The following is a 14,992-nucleotide window of genomic DNA, read 5'->3' as shown; positions in this document are numbered from 1 at the left end:
CGGCTGCCGCCTGATCAGCTGATCAGCTCGGCTGCTCGATCAGCGTCGAGATGTACAGAGCCTCGCCCAGGCTCTCGATCAGCTCCAGCTGCGTGTCGAGGTAGTCGATGTGGTGCTCCTCGTCGGCAAGGATCTCCTCGAAGAGGTTGGCCGAGGTGATGTCCCCCTTGGCCCGCATGACATCGATGCCGCGCTTGAGGCGGTCGATCGCCTCGACCTCCACCTGGCGGTCCGCCTGGAACATCTCGGTGATCGTCTGGCCGACGCGTACGTGGAAGAGCCGCTGGTAGTTGGGCAGACCGTCGAGCATCAGGATGCGCTCGGTGATCTTGTCCGCGTGCTTCATCTCATCGATGGACTCTTCGCGGGTGTACTTGGCGAGCTTGGTCCAGCCCTTGTTGTCCTGGATGCGGTAGTGCAGCCAGTACTGGTTGATGGCCGTCAGCTCGCCGGTCAGCTGCTCGTTGAGGAACTCGAGGACCTCGGGGTCGCCCTGCATCGCAGAGGCTCCTTCCACGCATGTCTAAGTCGTGACTGGGCAGGATGGCCGCATCCTTGCACCACGGTTGGGGACCGTCCAGTAAGTGCAGGCTTAGTGGGACTTGCCCCAAAGCTGCCCTGCTGGGGAGGTTGGCTGGTCATGACCACCCCTCGCGGTCTGTCACCATGGATGACATGGGTCAGCCGGAGAGCGGGGTACACCGGGAAGCAGGGCAGTCGGATCTTCCGCCGGGGCAGCGGCTGCAGCGCGGCTGGCCGGTCACCCACTACGGCCCCGTCCCCAAGTTCAAGCCCGACCGCTGGGAGTTCCGGGTCTTCGGGGCGACGGCGGACGGCGACAAGCGGTGCTGGAACCACGAGGACTTCTCGGCCCTGCCGTTCGCGACGGTCGTGGCCGATCTGCACTGCGTGACGAAATTCAGCATGCTCGGGGCCGAATGGGGTGGGGTGCCCGCCCGGACGATCCTGGATCTGGCCCCGCCGGCCGGCAACGTGACGCACGTGATGGTCTGGGCCGAGTACGGCTTCAGCGCGAACCTGCGGCTCTCCGACTTCGCCTCCGACCAGACGATCTTCGCCACCCACAAGGACGGTGAGCTGCTCACCGCCGAGCACGGCTTCCCGCTGCGGCTCGTGGTGCCGCACCTGTACGCCTGGAAGGGGCCCAAGTGGGTCCGGGGCGTGGAGTACATGACCGCCGACCGCCGCGGCTTCTGGGAGGAGCGCGGCTATCACAACCTCGGCGACCCCTGGAAGGAACAGCGGTACTCGTACCAGGAGGAGCCGGGGGACGGCCCCGAGCTCTGATCGGTATCGGTCAGAGCTCGGTCGGTGGCTCGGTCAGTGCTGGTGGTACTGGTGGACCACCGCGTGGCCCTTGCCGCGCCCGATCAGCCACTTGTTCACGGGTGTGGTGATCAGGAAGGCGACGAGGAAGGCGAAGGCCAGGGCGCCCCAGAAGAGCGCGTCCGAGAGGTGCGCGTCCATCGCGCCCGGCACCAGGAGCAGCACCCCGTTGTCGACGAGCTCCATGACGGTGATCGAAAGCGTGTCGGCGGCGAGCGCGACGCCGATGGCCGCCTTCAGGCTCAGGCCCGCGTGGACGACCGCCCAGAGCGTGAGCGAGTAGCCGAAGAAGAAGGCCAGGGCGATGGCCAGGACCATCGTCGGGGCGTTGCCCCAGCCGAGCGCGGTGCCGATGATCATGCCGAGGACCTCGCCGATGGCGCATCCGGTCAGGCAGTGCAGGGTGGCCTTCGCCGCCATCGACCAGCTGGCCTTGGTCGGGGTCTGCCCGTGGTCGTGCCCGTGGCCCTGTCCGTGGTCGTGGCCGTGGCCGTCGTGGTGGGCGTGCCGGCCGGCGTGCGCTTCGTGCTGCATGGGTTCCCCCAATGACCGATGGCGGTTCCTGCTGCTTCTCTCCAGGAACCGTATACCCCCTAGGGGTATTCCTCAACGGGAATCTCAGCCCCGGAGCTTCTTCAGCCGCTCCACGTCCGCGACGTGGCCTTCCTTCCCGCCCGGCGTCTCGATGATCAGCGGCACGCCGTCGGTCGCGTGGTGCCGCATCAGCTCGCGGAACGGGTCCTCGCCGATGTGCCCGGACCCGATGTTCGCGTGCCGGTCCTTGTGCGCGCCGACGACGTCCTTGGAGTCGTTGGCGTGGATCAGCTTCAGCCGGCCCTCGCCCACCGTCGCCACCAGCTGGTCGAGCGTCTGCCGCATGCCGTGCGGGCCGGTCAGATCGTGGCCCGCCGCGAAGATGTGGCAGGTGTCGAGGCAGATCCCGAGCTTCGGGTGGTGGTCGAGGGCCTCGAAGTACGGGCCGAAGTCCTCGGCGCGCGAGCAGAGCGAGAAGCCCTGCCCGGCCGTCGACTCCAGGAGCAGGAACGGATCGTCCGGGTGTGTCAGCTCCTCGAGCAGCGGCCGCATCCGCTCCCGTACCTGTGCCAGCGCCTCCGCGCGCGGACGGCCGCCGGTCGCCGAGCCGGTGTGCACGACCACGCCCTTTGCCCCGATCTCGCGGCCCCGGCGCAGCGAGTGCCGGAGCGACTCGACAGACTTCTCGACGGTGGCCTCGGTGTGGGAGCCGAAGTTGATCAGGTACGGGGCGTGGACCCAGGCCGACAGGGACTCGGCCTCGCATCCGGCGCGGAACAGCTCGTCCTGCGCCGGGTTGCCCACGGGCGTGGCCCAGCCGCGCGGGTTGGCGACGAAGACCTGGACGGTCTCCGCGCCCAGTTCGCGGGCGTAGCCGAGACCGACGGTGGCGAGACCGCCGGCCACGGGGACGTGACCGCCGACGGGGTTGCGCATGAGTTCTTACAGTCCCTTGATCGTGATGGCGACGGTGGAGCCCTCGGGGGCGGTGGCGCCGCCTTCGACCGACTGGCCGGAGACCGTGTCGCCGAGGAAGGGGAAGGTCTTCTCGACCTTCACCTCGAAGCCCGCCCCCTCCAGCTTCGCGCGCGCGGAGTCGGTCGACTCGCCCGTCACGTCGGGGACCTCGATCATCCGGGGCCCCTTGGAGACGGTGAGGACGATCCGGTCGCCCTTGGCGGCCCGGCTGCCCTCCGCGAGCGACTGCGCCGCGACCGTGTCGGCCGCCTCGGCGGAGTGGATCTGCTCGCTCGCGATCTCCACCTTGAGCCCGGCCTCCTGGAGCGTGCTCGTGGCGTCGGCCACCGAGTCGCCGGCCACGTCCGGGACGTCGATCGGGCGGCCCTTGCTGACCACGAGCGCCACGGCCGAGTCGGGGCTGCGCTCGGTGCCCGGCTCCGGGTCGGAGCTGATCACGGCGCCCTGCGGGATGTCCTGGCTGAAAGCCCTGGTCGTCACGCCGACCAAGAGGCCCTCGTCGGCGAGCAGCCGCTTGGCCTGCGCCAGCGGCTTCCCCTTGAGCCGGGGGACCTTCACGATCTCCGGGCCCCGGGAGATGGTGAGCGTGACCGTGCCGTTGCCCCGGATCCGCCGGCCGGAGGCGGGGTCGGTGGCCATGACCGTGCCGCGTTCGTACACGTCGCTGAACGCCCGCTTCGTCGCGCCGACGTCGAGCCCCGCGTCCGTGAGCCGCTCGGTCGCCTTCGCCTCGTTCTGGCCGAGGACCGCGGGGACGCGGGTGAACTGGCCGGAATTGATGTACCAGACGCCCCCGCCGATCCCCAGGGCGAGCAGGACCGCCACGACGACGAGCAGCGGACCGCGCGGCCGGCGCCGTCCCCGGTCCCGGTGCTCCGCCCGGCCCTCGGAGCGGAGCTCCTGCGCGAGCTCGGGCGGCGGCACGGGGAGCCGGCTGGTGTGCTGGACGTCGTCCTGCGGAAGCGCGGCCGCCGGCGCGACCCGGGGGATCACGCTGGTCCGGTCGTCCGCCCCCGTACGGTCCTCGGCGTGCGCCTGCGGCGGTACGGCGTCCAGCTGCGCGTCCCCGAGGGCCGCCCGGGCCTCCCGGGTGTGCGCGAGGAGCGCGACGGCGTCGTACGGGCGGACCTCGGGGTTGCGGGCGGTGGCGGTCGCCACCAGCTCGTCCAGTTCGAGGGCGAGGCCGGGCACGGCCGCCGAGGGGGCCGGGACGTCGGTGTTCAGGTGCTGGAAGAGGACCTGGGCGGGGGTGTCCCCGGTGTGCGGCTTGGAGCCGGTCAGCATCTCGTACAGGACGACACCGCAGGCGTACACGTCGGCGCGGGTGTCCGCCGTGCCGTGCTCGATCTGCTCCGGAGCCAGGTACGAGACGGTACCCAGGACCGACCCCGTGGTGTTGGTGGCCGAGCCGACCGCCCGTACGAGACCGAAGTCGGCGACCTTCACCCGGCCGTCGTCCCCTATCAGGACGTTCTCCGGCTTCATGTCCCGGTGCACGAACCCGGCCCGGTGCGCGGCGCCGAGCGCGGCGAGCACCGGCTCCAGGATGTCGAGCGCGGCGCGCGGCTGGAGCGCCCCGCGCTCGCGCAGCACGTCGCGCAGGGTGCACCCGGCGACGTACTCCATGGCCAGATAGACGTACGCGCCGTCCGCGCCCTGGTCGAAGACCCCCACCACATTGGGGTGGGAGAGCCGGGCGACGGACTTGGCCTCGCGGATGAACCGCTCGACGAACGCGGCGTCGGTGGCGAGGGCCGGGTGCATCACCTTGAGCGCGAGCACCCGGTCGAGCCGGGTGTCGACGGCCCGGTAGACCGTGGCCATCCCGCCGACGGCGACGCGCGCGTCGACGCGGTAGCGGCCGTCGAGCAGCTGCCCGACGAGAGGGTCCTGAAGGGTCGTGTCCACGGCCCCGAGTTTACGAGCCGGTGAGGACACCCCGTTCCCCACCGGCCCGACCGCAGCACACCTGTGACGCGACGCACGGCACCTCGGGGTCGCCGAAGGGCTCCCGCGTGCTCAGAACGCCGGGCGTTCCGGGTCCAGGACCGCGCGGCCGTCCGTGGGGGAGGAGGCCTCGGCGAAGTGCCGGCGCGGGATCCGGCCCGCCCGGTGGGCCAGCCGGCCCGCCTCCACCGCGTGCCGCATCCCCTCCGCCATCAGCACCGGATCCTGCGCCCGGGTCACCGCGGAGGCGAGCATGACCGCCGAGCAGCCCAGCTCCATCGCCAGCGCGACGTCCGAGGCCGTGCCCGCCCCCGCGTCCAGGATCACCGGCACACCGGCGCGCTCGACGATCAGCTGGAAGTTGTGCGGGTTGCGGATCCCGAGCCCGGAGCCGATCGGCGAGCCCAGCGGCATGATCGCCGCGCACCCCACGTCCTCCAGCTTCCGCGCGAGGACCGGGTCGTCGTTGGTGTACGGAAGGACGATGAAGCCGTCGTCGACCAGCGTCTCGGCCGCGTCGAGGGTCTCGACCGGGTCAGGCAGCAGGGTCCGCTCGTCGGCGATGACCTCCAGCTTGATCCAGTCGGTGCCGAGCGCCTCCCGGGCCAGGCGCGCGGTCAGGATCGCCTCGCCCGCCGTGAAACAGCCCGCCGTGTTCGGCAGGACGCGGATCGAGAGCTTCTCCAGGACGGAGAGGACCGAGCCCCGCACGGTCGGGTCGAGCCGCCGCATGGCGACGGTGGTCAGCTCGGTGCCGCTGACGGCGAGGGAGCGTTCGAGGATCTCCAGGCTCGGGGCCCCGCCCGTGCCGAGGATCAGCCGGGAGGAGAACTCCGTACCGCCGAGGAGGAAGGTGTCGTCGGACATGGCGCTCAGCCTCCCTGTACGGCGGTGAGGACCTCGACCCGGTCGCCCTCGCCGAGGACGGTCGCGGACCACTGGCTGCGCGGCACGACGGTCTCGTTGACGGCCGCCGCCACGCCGGCGGGCGCGGCGGTGAGCGTGGTGACCAGGGAGTCGAGGGTCGTGGGCGCGGCGAGGACACGCGCCTCGCCGTTGACGGAGACGGTCGTGTTCGTGGCGGTCATGCGGGCTGCTCCTGTCGTACGGGGGAGAAGCGGCGGGGAGTGAAGGGGCGGGCCTCGTCAGGAAGCACGCCGGTGGTGAGGAACTCGGCCATGACGTCGCCGGTGACCGGGGTGAGCAGCACGCCGTTGCGGTAGTGCCCGGTGGCAAGGCGGAGGCCGTCGAGCGCGGTCGGGCCGAGCAGCGGTGCGTTGTCCGGCGAGCCGGGGCGCAGGCCCGCCAGGGTCTCGGTGAGCGGCAGCTCGGTGAGGCCGGGGACCAGCTCGTGGGCGTCGCGGAGCAGCTCGTACACCCCGCCCGCCGTGACGGTGGTGTCCCAGCCCAGCTCCTCGCTGGTCGCGCCGACGACCAGCTCGCCGTTCTCGCGCGGGACCAGGTAGACGTGGCTGCCGCGCACGACCGCCCGGACGGTCCGGGACAGGAACGGCGCGAACGCGGGCGGCACGGTGAGCCGCAGGACCTGTCCCTTGACGGGACGTACGGGCGGCAGGACCTCCTGCGGTACGCCCGCGAGCCGGCCGCTGAGGCTGCCCGCGGCCAGCACGACCTGGTCCGCCTCCAGGGCGGAGCCGTCGGTGAGCGTCACGCCCGTGGCCCGGTCCCGTACCACCGTAAGGCGTTCGGCGAGGCTCCGGTGGAAGACCACCCCGGCCCGCTCGCAGGCGGTGACGAGCGCGGCGGCGAGGCGGCGCGGATCGACCTGGTGGTCGCCGTCGACCCGCAGTCCGCCGCGCACGCCCGGCGCCAGCATCGGCTCCAGGCGGCGGCACTCGCGGCCGCTGAGCCACTCCGACTCCAGGCCGGAGCGGATCTGCAGGGCGTGCAGATCGCGCAGATGGGCCCGGTCGTCGGCGTCGAGCGCGACGGCGAGCGTGCCGCAGGCGCGGTAGCCGACGTCGTGCCCTGTGGCGTCCTGGAGTTCGGCGACGAACGCGGGGTAGCGGCGCGCGGAGGCGAGGTTGAGGGCGAGGAGGGTCTCCTCGCCGTAGTGGAGTTCGGTGACGGCGGCGAGCATCCCGGCCGCCACGCGGGCGGCCCCGCCGCCCGGTTCGGGGTCCACGACCGCCGTGGACAGCCCGCGCTGCGCGGACCGCCAGGCGGTGACCAGGCCGATGATCCCGCCCCCGATGACGAGAACGTCAGAGGTACTGCATGTGCTGCGTGTACTGCCTGTACTGCCCGTACTGCGTGTACGCGACATGGGCGTCCAGCCCCTCCCTTCGCCGGCATGACCCGGATCAGGTTCGTACGGTCGGAGGCCGGCCAGCCTCCCTCTCAGCCCGGTGCGTCCGGGCTCCCGCGAGTGCTCTACGTTGACGGTCAGCCTAACCCCAGCCCCCGACGCCCAGTAAGGGAGCCTCCACCGTGGCCCGTTCTCTCGACGGTCTGATCCTCGCCCCGGTCGCCGACCAGGCTCCCGGTCAGGTCGGGACGCGTACCCGGTTCACGTACCACGAGGAGGACGGCCGGATCTGGGCCGAGTACGCGGGCGGGGACGTGGTGCGGGGGTTTCTCGTCGGCACGCGCGCGGGGGATCGGCTCGACTTCCGGTACGTGCAGCTGAAGCAGGGCGGAACGACCTCTTCCGGGCATTGCGCCTCGCTCGTGGTGGAGCTGCCGGACGGACGCGTTCGACTGGAGGAGAGCTGGGCATGGGAGTCCCAGGAGGGCTCCGGCACCAGCGTCGTGGAGCAGCCGCCTTCCTGACGATGTGTCAGATAGTTAAGGTGAACGGGTGAGCGAGCAGATGCAGGCAGAGCAGCGGGTCGTCGTCGTGGGCGCCGGTATGGCGGGGGTGCAGACCGCCGTCGCCCTGCGCGAACAGGGCTTCACCGGAACGGTCACCCTCATCGGGGCCGAGCCCCACCAGCCCTACGACCGGCCGCCCCTGTCCAAGGCGGTCCTCCTCGGCAAGGCCGAGGACTCCGCCTTCGACGTCGACTTCGAGGCGCTCTCCATCGACCTGCGCCTCGGCCTCGACGTGACCGGGCTGCGCGCCGACGACCACGAGATCGAGACCGAGGCCGGACCCGTCCCGTACGACGTCCTGGTCCTCGCCACCGGCGCCGAACCGATCACCCTGCCCGGCACCGAGGGCGTCCCCGGGGTCCACCTGCTGCGCACCCTCGACGACGCCGCCCGCCTCAGGCCCGTCCTGGAGCGCCGCCACGACATCGTGGTCGTCGGCGCCGGCTGGATCGGCGCCGAGTTCGCCACCGCCGCGCGCGAGGCGGGGTGCGCGGTCACCGTCGTCGAGGCCGCCGACCGCCCGCTCGCCGGCGCGCTGCCCGCCGAGGTCGCCGCCCCGATGGCGCGCTGGTACGAGGAGAGCGGCGCCGAGCTCCTCACCCACGCGCGCGTGGAGTCCGTCGAACCCGGCACGGTCGTCCTGACCGACGGCCGGCGGCTGCCCGCCGACGCGGTCGTCGTCGGCATCGGCGCCCGGCCTGCCACCCGGTGGCTCACCGGCTCCGGCATCGCCCTGGGCGCGGACGGCTCCGTCACCGCCGACGACCGGCTGCGCACCTCTCTGCCCGACGTGTACGCCGTCGGCGACTGCGCCTCCTTCCCCTCCGCCCGCTACGGCGCCCGGCTCCTCGTCCACCACTGGGACAACGCGCTCCAGGGCCCCCGGACCGTCGCCGCCGACATCATCGGCGAGACCCCCACGGTCTACGACCCGGTGCCGTACTTCTGGTCCGAGCAGTTCGGCCGGTTCGTGCAGTACGCCGGCCACCACGCCGGAGCCGCCGAACTGGTCCGCCGCGGCGACCCGGCCGACCCCTCCTGGTCCGTCCTCTGGCTCAACGACGGCGCCCTCGTCGCCGTGCTCGCCGTCGGCCGCCCCCGCGACCTGGCCCAGGGCCGCAAGCTGATCGAGTCCGGCGCGAGGCTCGACCCGACCCGCGCCACCGACCCTTCCGTCCCCCTGAAGGCCGCAGTCGAGTAGGGCCCGACTACCGACTGTCAGTCCGGGATGGCAGGCTTGGTCCCGTGACCGAGATTGACGCAAAGACCGATGCTCTCGTCCCCGCCTGGCTCTACCTCCCCGACATCGCGGAAATGCTCGATGTCGAGGTGACGCGCGTGCGGCAGCTGGTCAAGGAGGGCCAGCTCATCGCCGTACGACGCGGCGAGAACAAGGCGCTTCAGGTGCCCGCCGCCTTCATCGACGGCGACAAGGTGGTCAAGGGCCTCTCCGGGACCCTGACCCTCCTGAAGGACGACGGCTTCAGCGACGAAGAAATGCTGGAGTGGCTCTTCACTCCCGACCCCTCCCTGCCGGGCACGCCCGCGCAGGCCCTCAGCGAGAATCGCGGTACGGAGGTGAAGCGCCGGGCCCAGGCGCTCGCCGTCTGACGCACACGCTCTGAAGACACCACACGAGGCCCTGGGGGCCGGCTTCGCCCGGCCCCCTCGGACCGCCGCACCCAACGGGGGGAAGCACCCATGTCCACGCCTCGCGCGCAGCTCGCCGACGCCCGGCTCTACCTCTGCACGGACGCCCGCAGGCGCCAGGGAGACCTCCCGGCCTTCCTCGACGCCGTGCTCTCCTCCGGCGTGGACATCGTGCAGCTCCGCGACAAGGGCATGGAGGCCGGCGAGGAGCTGGAGCACCTCGCCGTCTTCGCCGAGGCCTGCCGCCGGCACGGCAAGCTGCTCGCGGTGAACGACCGGGCCGACGTCGCCCACGCCATCGGCTCCGACGTGCTGCACCTCGGCCAGAACGACCTGCCCGTCCCCGCCGCCCGGAAGATCCTCGGCGAGGACGTCCTGATCGGCCGCTCCTGCCACGCCGAGTCCGAGGTGGACGCGGCCGCCGTCGAGCCGGGCGTGGACTACTTCTGCACCGGCCCCTGCTGGCCCACCCCCACCAAGCCCGGGCGGTACGCCCCCGGCCTCGGCCTCGTGCGGTACGCCGCCGCCCTGGAGCAGGACCGGCCCTGGTTCGCGATCGGCGGTATCGACGAGACCAATCTCGACGAGGTCCTGGACGCGGGCGCCCGCCGGATCGTCGTCGTCCGCGCGATCACCGAGGCCGACGACCCGGCCGCGGCTACAGCCCGTCTGGCCAAGCGGATCCGCGAGCGCTCCGCGTAACGCCTGTCCTGCGTAGCGCCCCCCGTGGCGCCCCGATGGGCGCCAGGGAAACCCCGCCCGAACGCTGTCCAAAAAGGTGTCCACGACTCGGACAGCACTTCGTCGGCCGCAGCACCGCGTCTAACCTGCCGGTATGGCCCTAGGTACCGCTTCCACCCGCTCGGACCGCGCACGCACGGTCCGCGAGATCCTCGCGTCCGGCAAGCCGTCGTACTCGTTCGAGTTCTTCGCGCCCCGCACCGAGAAGGGCGAGCGGAGCCTCTGGAACGCCCTGCGCCGCGTCGAGGCGGTCGGCCCGAGCTTCGTCTCCGTGACCTACGGCGCCGGCGGCACCACGCGCGGCGGCACCGTCAAGGCCACCCAGAAGATCGCCGGTGACAGCACCCTCACCCCCGTCGCCCACCTCACCGCCGTCGACCACTCGGTCGCCGAGCTGCGCAACGTACTCGGCCAGTACGCCGACGCCGGTATCCGCAACATGCTCGCGCTGCGCGGCGACCCGCCGGGCGACCCGCTGGGGGAGTGGGTCGAGCACCCCGAGGGCGTGCAGTACGCCGCCGACCTCGTCCGGCTGATCAAGGAGTCCGGCGACTTCTGCGTGGGCGTCGCGGCCTTCCCGGAGATGCACCCGCGGTCCACCGACTGGGACACGGACATCCGTCACTTCGTGGACAAGTGCCGGGCCGGCGCCGACTATGCCATCACCCAGATGTTCTTCGATCCCGAGAACTACCTGCGGATGCGCGACAGCGTGGTGAAGGCCGGCTGCGAGACGCCGATCATCCCCGAAGTCATGCCTGTTGTGAACGTGAAGACCCTCGACCGGCTGCCCCAGCTGAGCAACGCTCTCTTCCCGGCGGATGTGAAAGACCGCATCCTCGCCGTCAAGGACGATCCGGCCGCTGTACGCTCCATTGGCATCGAGTTCGCGACGGAGTTCTGCGCACGTCTGCTCTCCGAGGGTGTCCCCGGACTGCACTTCATCACGCTGAACAACTCCACCGCGACGCTGGAGATCTACGAGAATCTCGGACTGCACGTGCAGTCGTGACCGGCGTACCCGCCCCAGACCCGTGGCGGTGGCCGTAGGAGAGGGGCGGGCATGGGGTGGACGGTCCTCTACATCGCGTTCGGTGTCGTCGCGTTGTGGCTGCTGGGTGAGGTGCTGCTGCAGTACAAGGCGCGGCTGCGCTGGCGCGTGCTCGCCTTCAGCGGCTTCCTCGGGGTCGTCCTCGGTGTGCTGATGCCGTCCGTCGCGGTGATCGTCGTGGGCGCGGTCGCCTTCGCCGTCGGCCAGACCTATGTGACGCTCTCCTTCCGCCGGGGCTTCTCCACCGGCTGGGCGATCGGCGGCAGCCCCGGCGCGAGCCGCCGCCGCAAGTCCGGCCCGCCCGCCGAGGCCGCCGGCCCCACGCTGGAGGTCAGCGACCTCGCGTACGAGCCGGTCGACCCCTCGTACGACGAGACGCGGGCCGAGACGACGGCCGTCTACGAGCCCCAGCCGATGCCCGAGGACACCGGCCAGTACGGCGTCTACACCCCCGCGTACGACCACGCGCAGGCCAACGCCGAGACCCCGCAGCACTCCTACGGGGGATATGACGGTGGCTACGGCGGCTACGAACAGCACCCGGGATACGCCCCGCAGCCCGGGTACGAGCAGCCCGGCTACGACTATGACAACGGCAGGCAGCAGTACGCCGCCTACTCCGACCCGTACATCGGCCCGGGCACGGACGGCCAGCAGTACGCCGCGTACGACTACGGCACCGGCGGCCAGCAGTCCTACGCGGACCCGTACGCGCCCTCGTACAGCTACGACACCCCGCCCGGCGGGGTGTGGGTGCCGCAGCAGCGGGACGGCGAGCAGCCGGCCCCGCCGCCGCAGCAGGGCGGCCAGGAGTACTACGGCTACGACAACGACCAGCAGTACCGGTACTGACGGCGGCGGTCGGGCCCGATCGCCCGAACCGCTACCGGCGGCCGGCGGTCGGGCCTACCGCGAGCCGCGGAAGTCGTCGCCCTCCACGATCAGTCCGGCGACCAGCGCGCCCGACATGCCCGCGTGGGCGAGCCCGCCGCCCGGGTGGGACCAGCCGCCCGCGAAGTAGAGGCCCGGCAGCGGGGAGCGGTTGGCCGCCGGGAGGTACCGGCCCCGGCCGCCCGCGAGGGCGGGCCCGGGGACCTCGGCGGCGCCCGTCTCGCGCAGGGTGTCCTCGGGGGTGCGGACCTCCTGCCAGAGCAGCCGCTCGCGCAGCCCCGGCACGGCGGACTCCGCAGCGGTGACCATGTCCCCGGCGAGCTCCGCCCAGTCGTACTCGGGGTACAGGTTCACCGTCGCGGAGAGCGTCACCGACTCGTGGTCGGCGTCCGGGCGCAGCGCCGGGTCGTCGGGCCGCAGCACGGTCACCGTCGGCCGGTCCCCGGTCGCGTGGACCACCGTGCGGTGCGCGGCCCCCGCCTCGCGCGCCCCGCGCAGGGCCAGACAGACCGTCAGCCGGCCCGTCGTGTCGCTCTGGTACGACGGCCAGTCGTCCTGGCGCTCCCAGGGGACGACCTGCTCGCCGTAGAGCGCGGGTACCGGTGCCCCGGCGACCACGTGGTCGGCCGCCACGATCTCGCCGCCCGCCAGCTCGACCCCGGCCGCCCGGCCGTCCTTCTCGACGACCTCCGTGACGGCGGAGTCGAAGACGAACTCCACCCGCCGCTTCAGGCACCGCTGGTACAGCGCGTCGGCGAGCGCCCGGATGCCCCCGCTCACGTACCAGGACCCGAAGGTCTGCTCCATGTACGGCAGGACGGCCGCAGAGGCGGGGGCGGTGGCCGGATCGAAGCCGTACGCCCAGGCGTACGCGTCGACGAGGGCGACAAGGCGTGGGTCGCGCAGCTCGCGCGCGCCGACCTGCGCGAGCGTGGTCGTGGGGCGCCGCAACAGGCCCGCCTTGAGCGCCGGATACGGCTCCCGGGCGAGCGGCGTGGTGTCCGCGGCCTGCGGCTCCTCCAGGAGGGGCCGGCGCGTGCGGTCCCAGGCCTCGCGGGCCCGGCCCAGGAAGTCGCCCCAGCGCTCGCCCGCGCCCGCGCCGAGCGCCGCGTCCAGGGCGGAGGCCGTGCCGGCCCGCGAGGCGTTCGGCAGGTCCACGCGGGTGCCGTCGGCGAAGACATGACGGCTCGCCGGGTCGACCTGCGTCAGCTCGACGAGCTCCTCCAGGGGCTCCTTGCCGGTCTTGACGAACAGATCGCGGTAGACCGCGGGCAGGTGCAGCAGACCGGGGCCGGTGTCGAAGCCGAACCCGTCCCGCTCGAAGCGGCGCACCGCGCCGCCGTACGTCCCGCCGCGCTCGTACACCGTCACCCGGTGGCCCGCCACGGCCAGCCGGGCGGCCGCCGCCATGGCGCCCATCCCGGCGCCGATCACCACAATCCGTGCCATGCCAGCGACCCTATCGGCCGCCACTGACAGCCCTGTCAGTCGGGCGGGACCGAGTGCCGCGGCTGCGCGGCGGCCAGCCGGCGCTCCTCCCTGCGCTGCGCCCGGCGGCGCAGGAAGCGGCGGATGGCGTGGGCCAGGAAGACCAGTATCACCAGGCCGAGCACGAGCAGGACGGCCGCGATGATCGCCGCCGCCTGGGGGTTGAATATGGCGAAGGTGATGATCCCGGCGACCCCCAGGTCCTCCGCCGTGCTCATGGCGATGTTGGAGAACGGTTCCGGCGAGGTGTTGATCGCCATCCGGGTCCCGGCCTTGACGAAGTGGCTCATCAGGGCGGTCGAGCCGCCGACCGCGCCCGCCGCCAGGTCGGAGAGCGAACCCGACTGCCCGGCCAGCAGGGCGCCGACCACGGCTCCGGCCACCGGCCGGATCACCGTGTGGACGGAGTCCCAGACGGAGTCGACGTAGGGGATCTTGTCCGCCACCGCCTCGCAGAGGAAGAGCACACCGGCGGCGATCAGGACGTCGGTGCGCTGCAGCGACTCGGGCACCTCGTCGGTGAGACCGGTCGCGCCGAAGATGCCGAGCAGGAGGACCACCGCGTACGCGTTGATCCCGCTCGCCCAGCCGCTGGTGAAGACCAGGGGGAGTACGGACACGCCCGCGATCGTAACCAGCTCTGAGTATCCGTACCTAGGGGGCGAGATGAGTAGATACGCGGATGGGCGCGGACCCGCGCGGACGAGAGAGTGGTGTCCACGGAAGGGGCGCGGCTCCGGGACCGCCGACACGGGGTGGCGGAACGGGGCCGCGCGCCTGCCGGCACGGGGGCACGGGGGTGCACGGGGGTGCACGGGGGTGCAGGAAACGCGAACGGCGAGGCTCGGGGGGATCGAGCCTCGCCGTTCGTCGTGTTGCCGACCGTGTGTGGGGAGCTAACGCCCGCTCACGCGCCCGTGCAGCAGCCGGGACAGGGCGCTGTGGACGTCGTCGAGCGAGCGCTCCCGCTGGAAGGCCTGCCAGTCCAGGGCGGCCACCAGGACCATCCCGACCAACGCGGCCGCCGTGAGCGGGATGTCGATGTCCTGGCTCAGCTCGCCCTCGTCGACGCCCTGGCGCAGGACGCCCTCCACCACCGCGACGGCCTGCTGGCGGACCACCAGGAGGGTCGAGTTCCAGGCCCGGTTGGTGCGCCAGAGCTCGGCCACGTACAGCTGGGTGAAGGCCGGATAGCGGTTGATGAAGACCAGTCCCGCCCGGATCATCGCGTCCAGCGCGTCGACCCGGTTCCCGCCCTGCCGCTCCGTCTCCTCGGCCGCCTCTCGAAGGGAGGCGGTGAGCAGGCCGACGCCGTGCCGCAGCAGCTCCTCGAAGAGCTCGGTCTTGCTCTTGAAGTTGTAGTAGACCGTGCCCTTGGCGACCCCCGCGCGCTCCGCGATCTCGTCCACCGTCGTCGCCGAGAAGCCCTGCTCGGCGATGAGCGTGACGGCGGCCTCGTAGAGCTTCGCGCGCGTGGCCTGGCGTCTGGTGCTGCTGCTGTCCATGGGCTCGATTCTCACAGGTTCCGGT

17 protein-coding genes and 1 riboswitch are annotated in these 14,992 nt (G+C 72.2%); of the genes, 7 read left to right on the top strand and 10 right to left on the bottom strand.

What is annotated here, in order from left to right; translation table 11 throughout:
* Nucleotides 1–22 precede the first annotated feature (22 nt).
* Nucleotides 23–499, bottom strand: coding sequence for a bacterioferritin (gene bfr, locus ACFWRO_RS27540; RefSeq protein WP_384514273.1), 477 nt, complete (start codon nt 497–499; stop codon nt 23–25).
* A 176-nt stretch (nt 500–675) separates the two neighbouring features.
* On the opposite strand from bfr, the gene ACFWRO_RS27535 reads away from it, so the two are divergent.
* On the top strand, nt 676–1,308 hold the full coding sequence (locus ACFWRO_RS27535; protein ID WP_384514272.1) for a sulfite oxidase-like oxidoreductase: 633 nt from the start codon (nt 676–678) through the stop codon (nt 1,306–1,308).
* 33 nt (nt 1,309–1,341) lie between these two features.
* Here ACFWRO_RS27535 and ACFWRO_RS27530 read toward each other — a convergent pair whose 3' ends face one another.
* The 6 genes from ACFWRO_RS27530 to thiO all read right to left on the bottom strand — a co-directional run bounded on the left by ACFWRO_RS27530 (nt 1,342) and on the right by thiO (nt 7,093).
* Nucleotides 1,342–1,881, bottom strand: coding sequence for a DUF4396 domain-containing protein (locus ACFWRO_RS27530; RefSeq protein ID WP_384514271.1), 540 nt, complete (start codon nt 1,879–1,881; stop codon nt 1,342–1,344).
* A gap of 84 nt (nt 1,882–1,965) precedes the next feature.
* Nucleotides 1,966–2,817, bottom strand: a complete 852-nt coding sequence (locus ACFWRO_RS27525; protein WP_384514269.1) for a deoxyribonuclease IV — start codon at nt 2,815–2,817, stop codon at nt 1,966–1,968.
* Between the two features lie 6 nt (nt 2,818–2,823).
* Nucleotides 2,824–4,767 carry a Stk1 family PASTA domain-containing Ser/Thr kinase gene (pknB, locus tag ACFWRO_RS27520; protein WP_384514268.1) on the bottom strand — a complete coding sequence of 648 codons (1,944 nt, stop codon included), beginning with the start codon at nt 4,765–4,767 and terminating at the stop codon, nt 2,824–2,826.
* 111 nt (nt 4,768–4,878) lie between these two features.
* On the bottom strand, nt 4,879–5,673 hold the full coding sequence (locus ACFWRO_RS27515; RefSeq protein WP_384514266.1) for a thiazole synthase: 795 nt from the start codon (nt 5,671–5,673) through the stop codon (nt 4,879–4,881).
* 5 nt (nt 5,674–5,678) lie between these two features.
* Nucleotides 5,679–5,894: a sulfur carrier protein ThiS gene (gene thiS, locus ACFWRO_RS27510; RefSeq protein WP_384514264.1), complete on the bottom strand. Its 216-nt coding sequence runs from the start codon at nt 5,892–5,894 to the stop codon at nt 5,679–5,681.
* On the bottom strand, nt 5,891–7,093 hold the full coding sequence (thiO, locus tag ACFWRO_RS27505) for a glycine oxidase ThiO (RefSeq protein WP_384514263.1): 1,203 nt from the start codon (nt 7,091–7,093) through the stop codon (nt 5,891–5,893). The genes thiS and thiO overlap by 4 nt, the downstream gene beginning before the upstream one ends.
* A riboswitch (TPP riboswitch) is annotated at nt 7,091–7,203 on the bottom strand. (Overlaps the previous gene by 3 nt.)
* A 54-nt stretch (nt 7,204–7,257) precedes the next feature.
* On the opposite strand from thiO, the gene ACFWRO_RS27500 reads away from it, so the two are divergent.
* The 6 genes from ACFWRO_RS27500 to ACFWRO_RS27475 all read left to right on the top strand — a co-directional run bounded on the left by ACFWRO_RS27500 (nt 7,258) and on the right by ACFWRO_RS27475 (nt 11,935).
* A complete protein-coding gene (locus ACFWRO_RS27500; protein WP_384514262.1) occupies nt 7,258–7,599 on the top strand; it encodes a hypothetical protein in 342 nt (113 codons plus the stop codon).
* Between the two features lie 40 nt (nt 7,600–7,639).
* Nucleotides 7,640–8,842 (top strand): NAD(P)/FAD-dependent oxidoreductase, encoded by a 1,203-nt coding sequence (locus ACFWRO_RS27495; RefSeq protein ID WP_384514370.1) that lies wholly within the window; start codon nt 7,640–7,642, stop codon nt 8,840–8,842.
* A gap of 44 nt (nt 8,843–8,886) precedes the next feature.
* Complete coding sequence (locus tag ACFWRO_RS27490) at nt 8,887–9,252, top strand: Rv2175c family DNA-binding protein (protein WP_384514260.1); 366 nt, start codon at nt 8,887–8,889, stop codon at nt 9,250–9,252.
* A 90-nt stretch (nt 9,253–9,342) separates the two neighbouring features.
* Nucleotides 9,343–9,993 (top strand): thiamine phosphate synthase, encoded by a 651-nt coding sequence (gene thiE, locus ACFWRO_RS27485; RefSeq protein ID WP_384514258.1) that lies wholly within the window; start codon nt 9,343–9,345, stop codon nt 9,991–9,993.
* A gap of 133 nt (nt 9,994–10,126) precedes the next feature.
* Nucleotides 10,127–11,044 carry a methylenetetrahydrofolate reductase [NAD(P)H] gene (gene metF / locus ACFWRO_RS27480; RefSeq protein WP_384514257.1) on the top strand — a complete coding sequence of 306 codons (918 nt, stop codon included), beginning with the start codon at nt 10,127–10,129 and terminating at the stop codon, nt 11,042–11,044.
* Between the two features lie 51 nt (nt 11,045–11,095).
* Nucleotides 11,096–11,935 (top strand): hypothetical protein, encoded by an 840-nt coding sequence (locus ACFWRO_RS27475; protein ID WP_384514255.1) that lies wholly within the window; start codon nt 11,096–11,098, stop codon nt 11,933–11,935.
* Between the two features lie 54 nt (nt 11,936–11,989).
* Here ACFWRO_RS27475 and ACFWRO_RS27470 read toward each other — a convergent pair whose 3' ends face one another.
* From ACFWRO_RS27470 to ACFWRO_RS27460, 3 genes are all read right to left on the bottom strand, one after another.
* Nucleotides 11,990–13,423 (bottom strand): phytoene desaturase family protein, encoded by a 1,434-nt coding sequence (locus ACFWRO_RS27470; protein ID WP_384514253.1) that lies wholly within the window; start codon nt 13,421–13,423, stop codon nt 11,990–11,992.
* Nucleotides 13,424–13,458: 35 nt separating this feature from the next.
* A complete protein-coding gene (locus ACFWRO_RS27465) occupies nt 13,459–14,082 on the bottom strand; it encodes a DUF4126 domain-containing protein (protein WP_384514251.1) in 624 nt (207 codons plus the stop codon).
* A gap of 276 nt (nt 14,083–14,358) precedes the next feature.
* Nucleotides 14,359–14,967 carry a TetR/AcrR family transcriptional regulator gene (locus tag ACFWRO_RS27460; protein ID WP_384514249.1) on the bottom strand — a complete coding sequence of 203 codons (609 nt, stop codon included), beginning with the start codon at nt 14,965–14,967 and terminating at the stop codon, nt 14,359–14,361.
* Nucleotides 14,968–14,992 lie beyond the last annotated feature (25 nt).

It is taken from the genome of Streptomyces sp. NPDC058579 (assembly GCF_042718575.1).
Taxonomy (GTDB): Bacteria; Actinomycetota; Actinomycetes; order Streptomycetales; family Streptomycetaceae; genus Streptomyces.
This window is presented reverse-complemented; position numbering and strand designations above follow the sequence as displayed.

Excerpts from the sequence above, each read along its gene's own strand:
- ACFWRO_RS27515 (WP_384514266.1), bottom strand. The coding sequence starts at position 5,673 with ATGTCCGACGACACCTTCCTCCTCGGCGGTACGGAGTTCTCCTCCCGG.
- ACFWRO_RS27525 (WP_384514269.1), bottom strand. The coding sequence starts at position 2,817 with ATGCGCAACCCCGTCGGCGGTCACGTCCCCGTGGCCGGCGGTCTCGCC.
- ACFWRO_RS27470 (WP_384514253.1), bottom strand. The coding sequence starts at position 13,423 with ATGGCACGGATTGTGGTGATCGGCGCCGGGATGGGCGCCATGGCGGCG.
- ACFWRO_RS27495 (WP_384514370.1), top strand. The coding sequence starts at position 7,640 with ATGCAGGCAGAGCAGCGGGTCGTCGTCGTGGGCGCCGGTATGGCGGGG.
- thiO (WP_384514263.1), bottom strand. The coding sequence starts at position 7,093 with ATGTCGCGTACACGCAGTACGGGCAGTACAGGCAGTACACGCAGCACA.
- ACFWRO_RS27530 (WP_384514271.1), bottom strand. The coding sequence starts at position 1,881 with ATGCAGCACGAAGCGCACGCCGGCCGGCACGCCCACCACGACGGCCAC.
- thiE (WP_384514258.1), top strand. The coding sequence starts at position 9,343 with ATGTCCACGCCTCGCGCGCAGCTCGCCGACGCCCGGCTCTACCTCTGC.
- bfr (WP_384514273.1), bottom strand. The coding sequence starts at position 499 with ATGCAGGGCGACCCCGAGGTCCTCGAGTTCCTCAACGAGCAGCTGACC.
- ACFWRO_RS27460 (WP_384514249.1), bottom strand. The coding sequence starts at position 14,967 with ATGGACAGCAGCAGCACCAGACGCCAGGCCACGCGCGCGAAGCTCTAC.
- ACFWRO_RS27535 (WP_384514272.1), top strand. The coding sequence starts at position 676 with ATGGGTCAGCCGGAGAGCGGGGTACACCGGGAAGCAGGGCAGTCGGAT.
- ACFWRO_RS27475 (WP_384514255.1), top strand. The coding sequence starts at position 11,096 with ATGGGGTGGACGGTCCTCTACATCGCGTTCGGTGTCGTCGCGTTGTGG.
- metF (WP_384514257.1), top strand. The coding sequence starts at position 10,127 with ATGGCCCTAGGTACCGCTTCCACCCGCTCGGACCGCGCACGCACGGTC.
- thiS (WP_384514264.1), bottom strand. The coding sequence starts at position 5,894 with ATGACCGCCACGAACACGACCGTCTCCGTCAACGGCGAGGCGCGTGTC.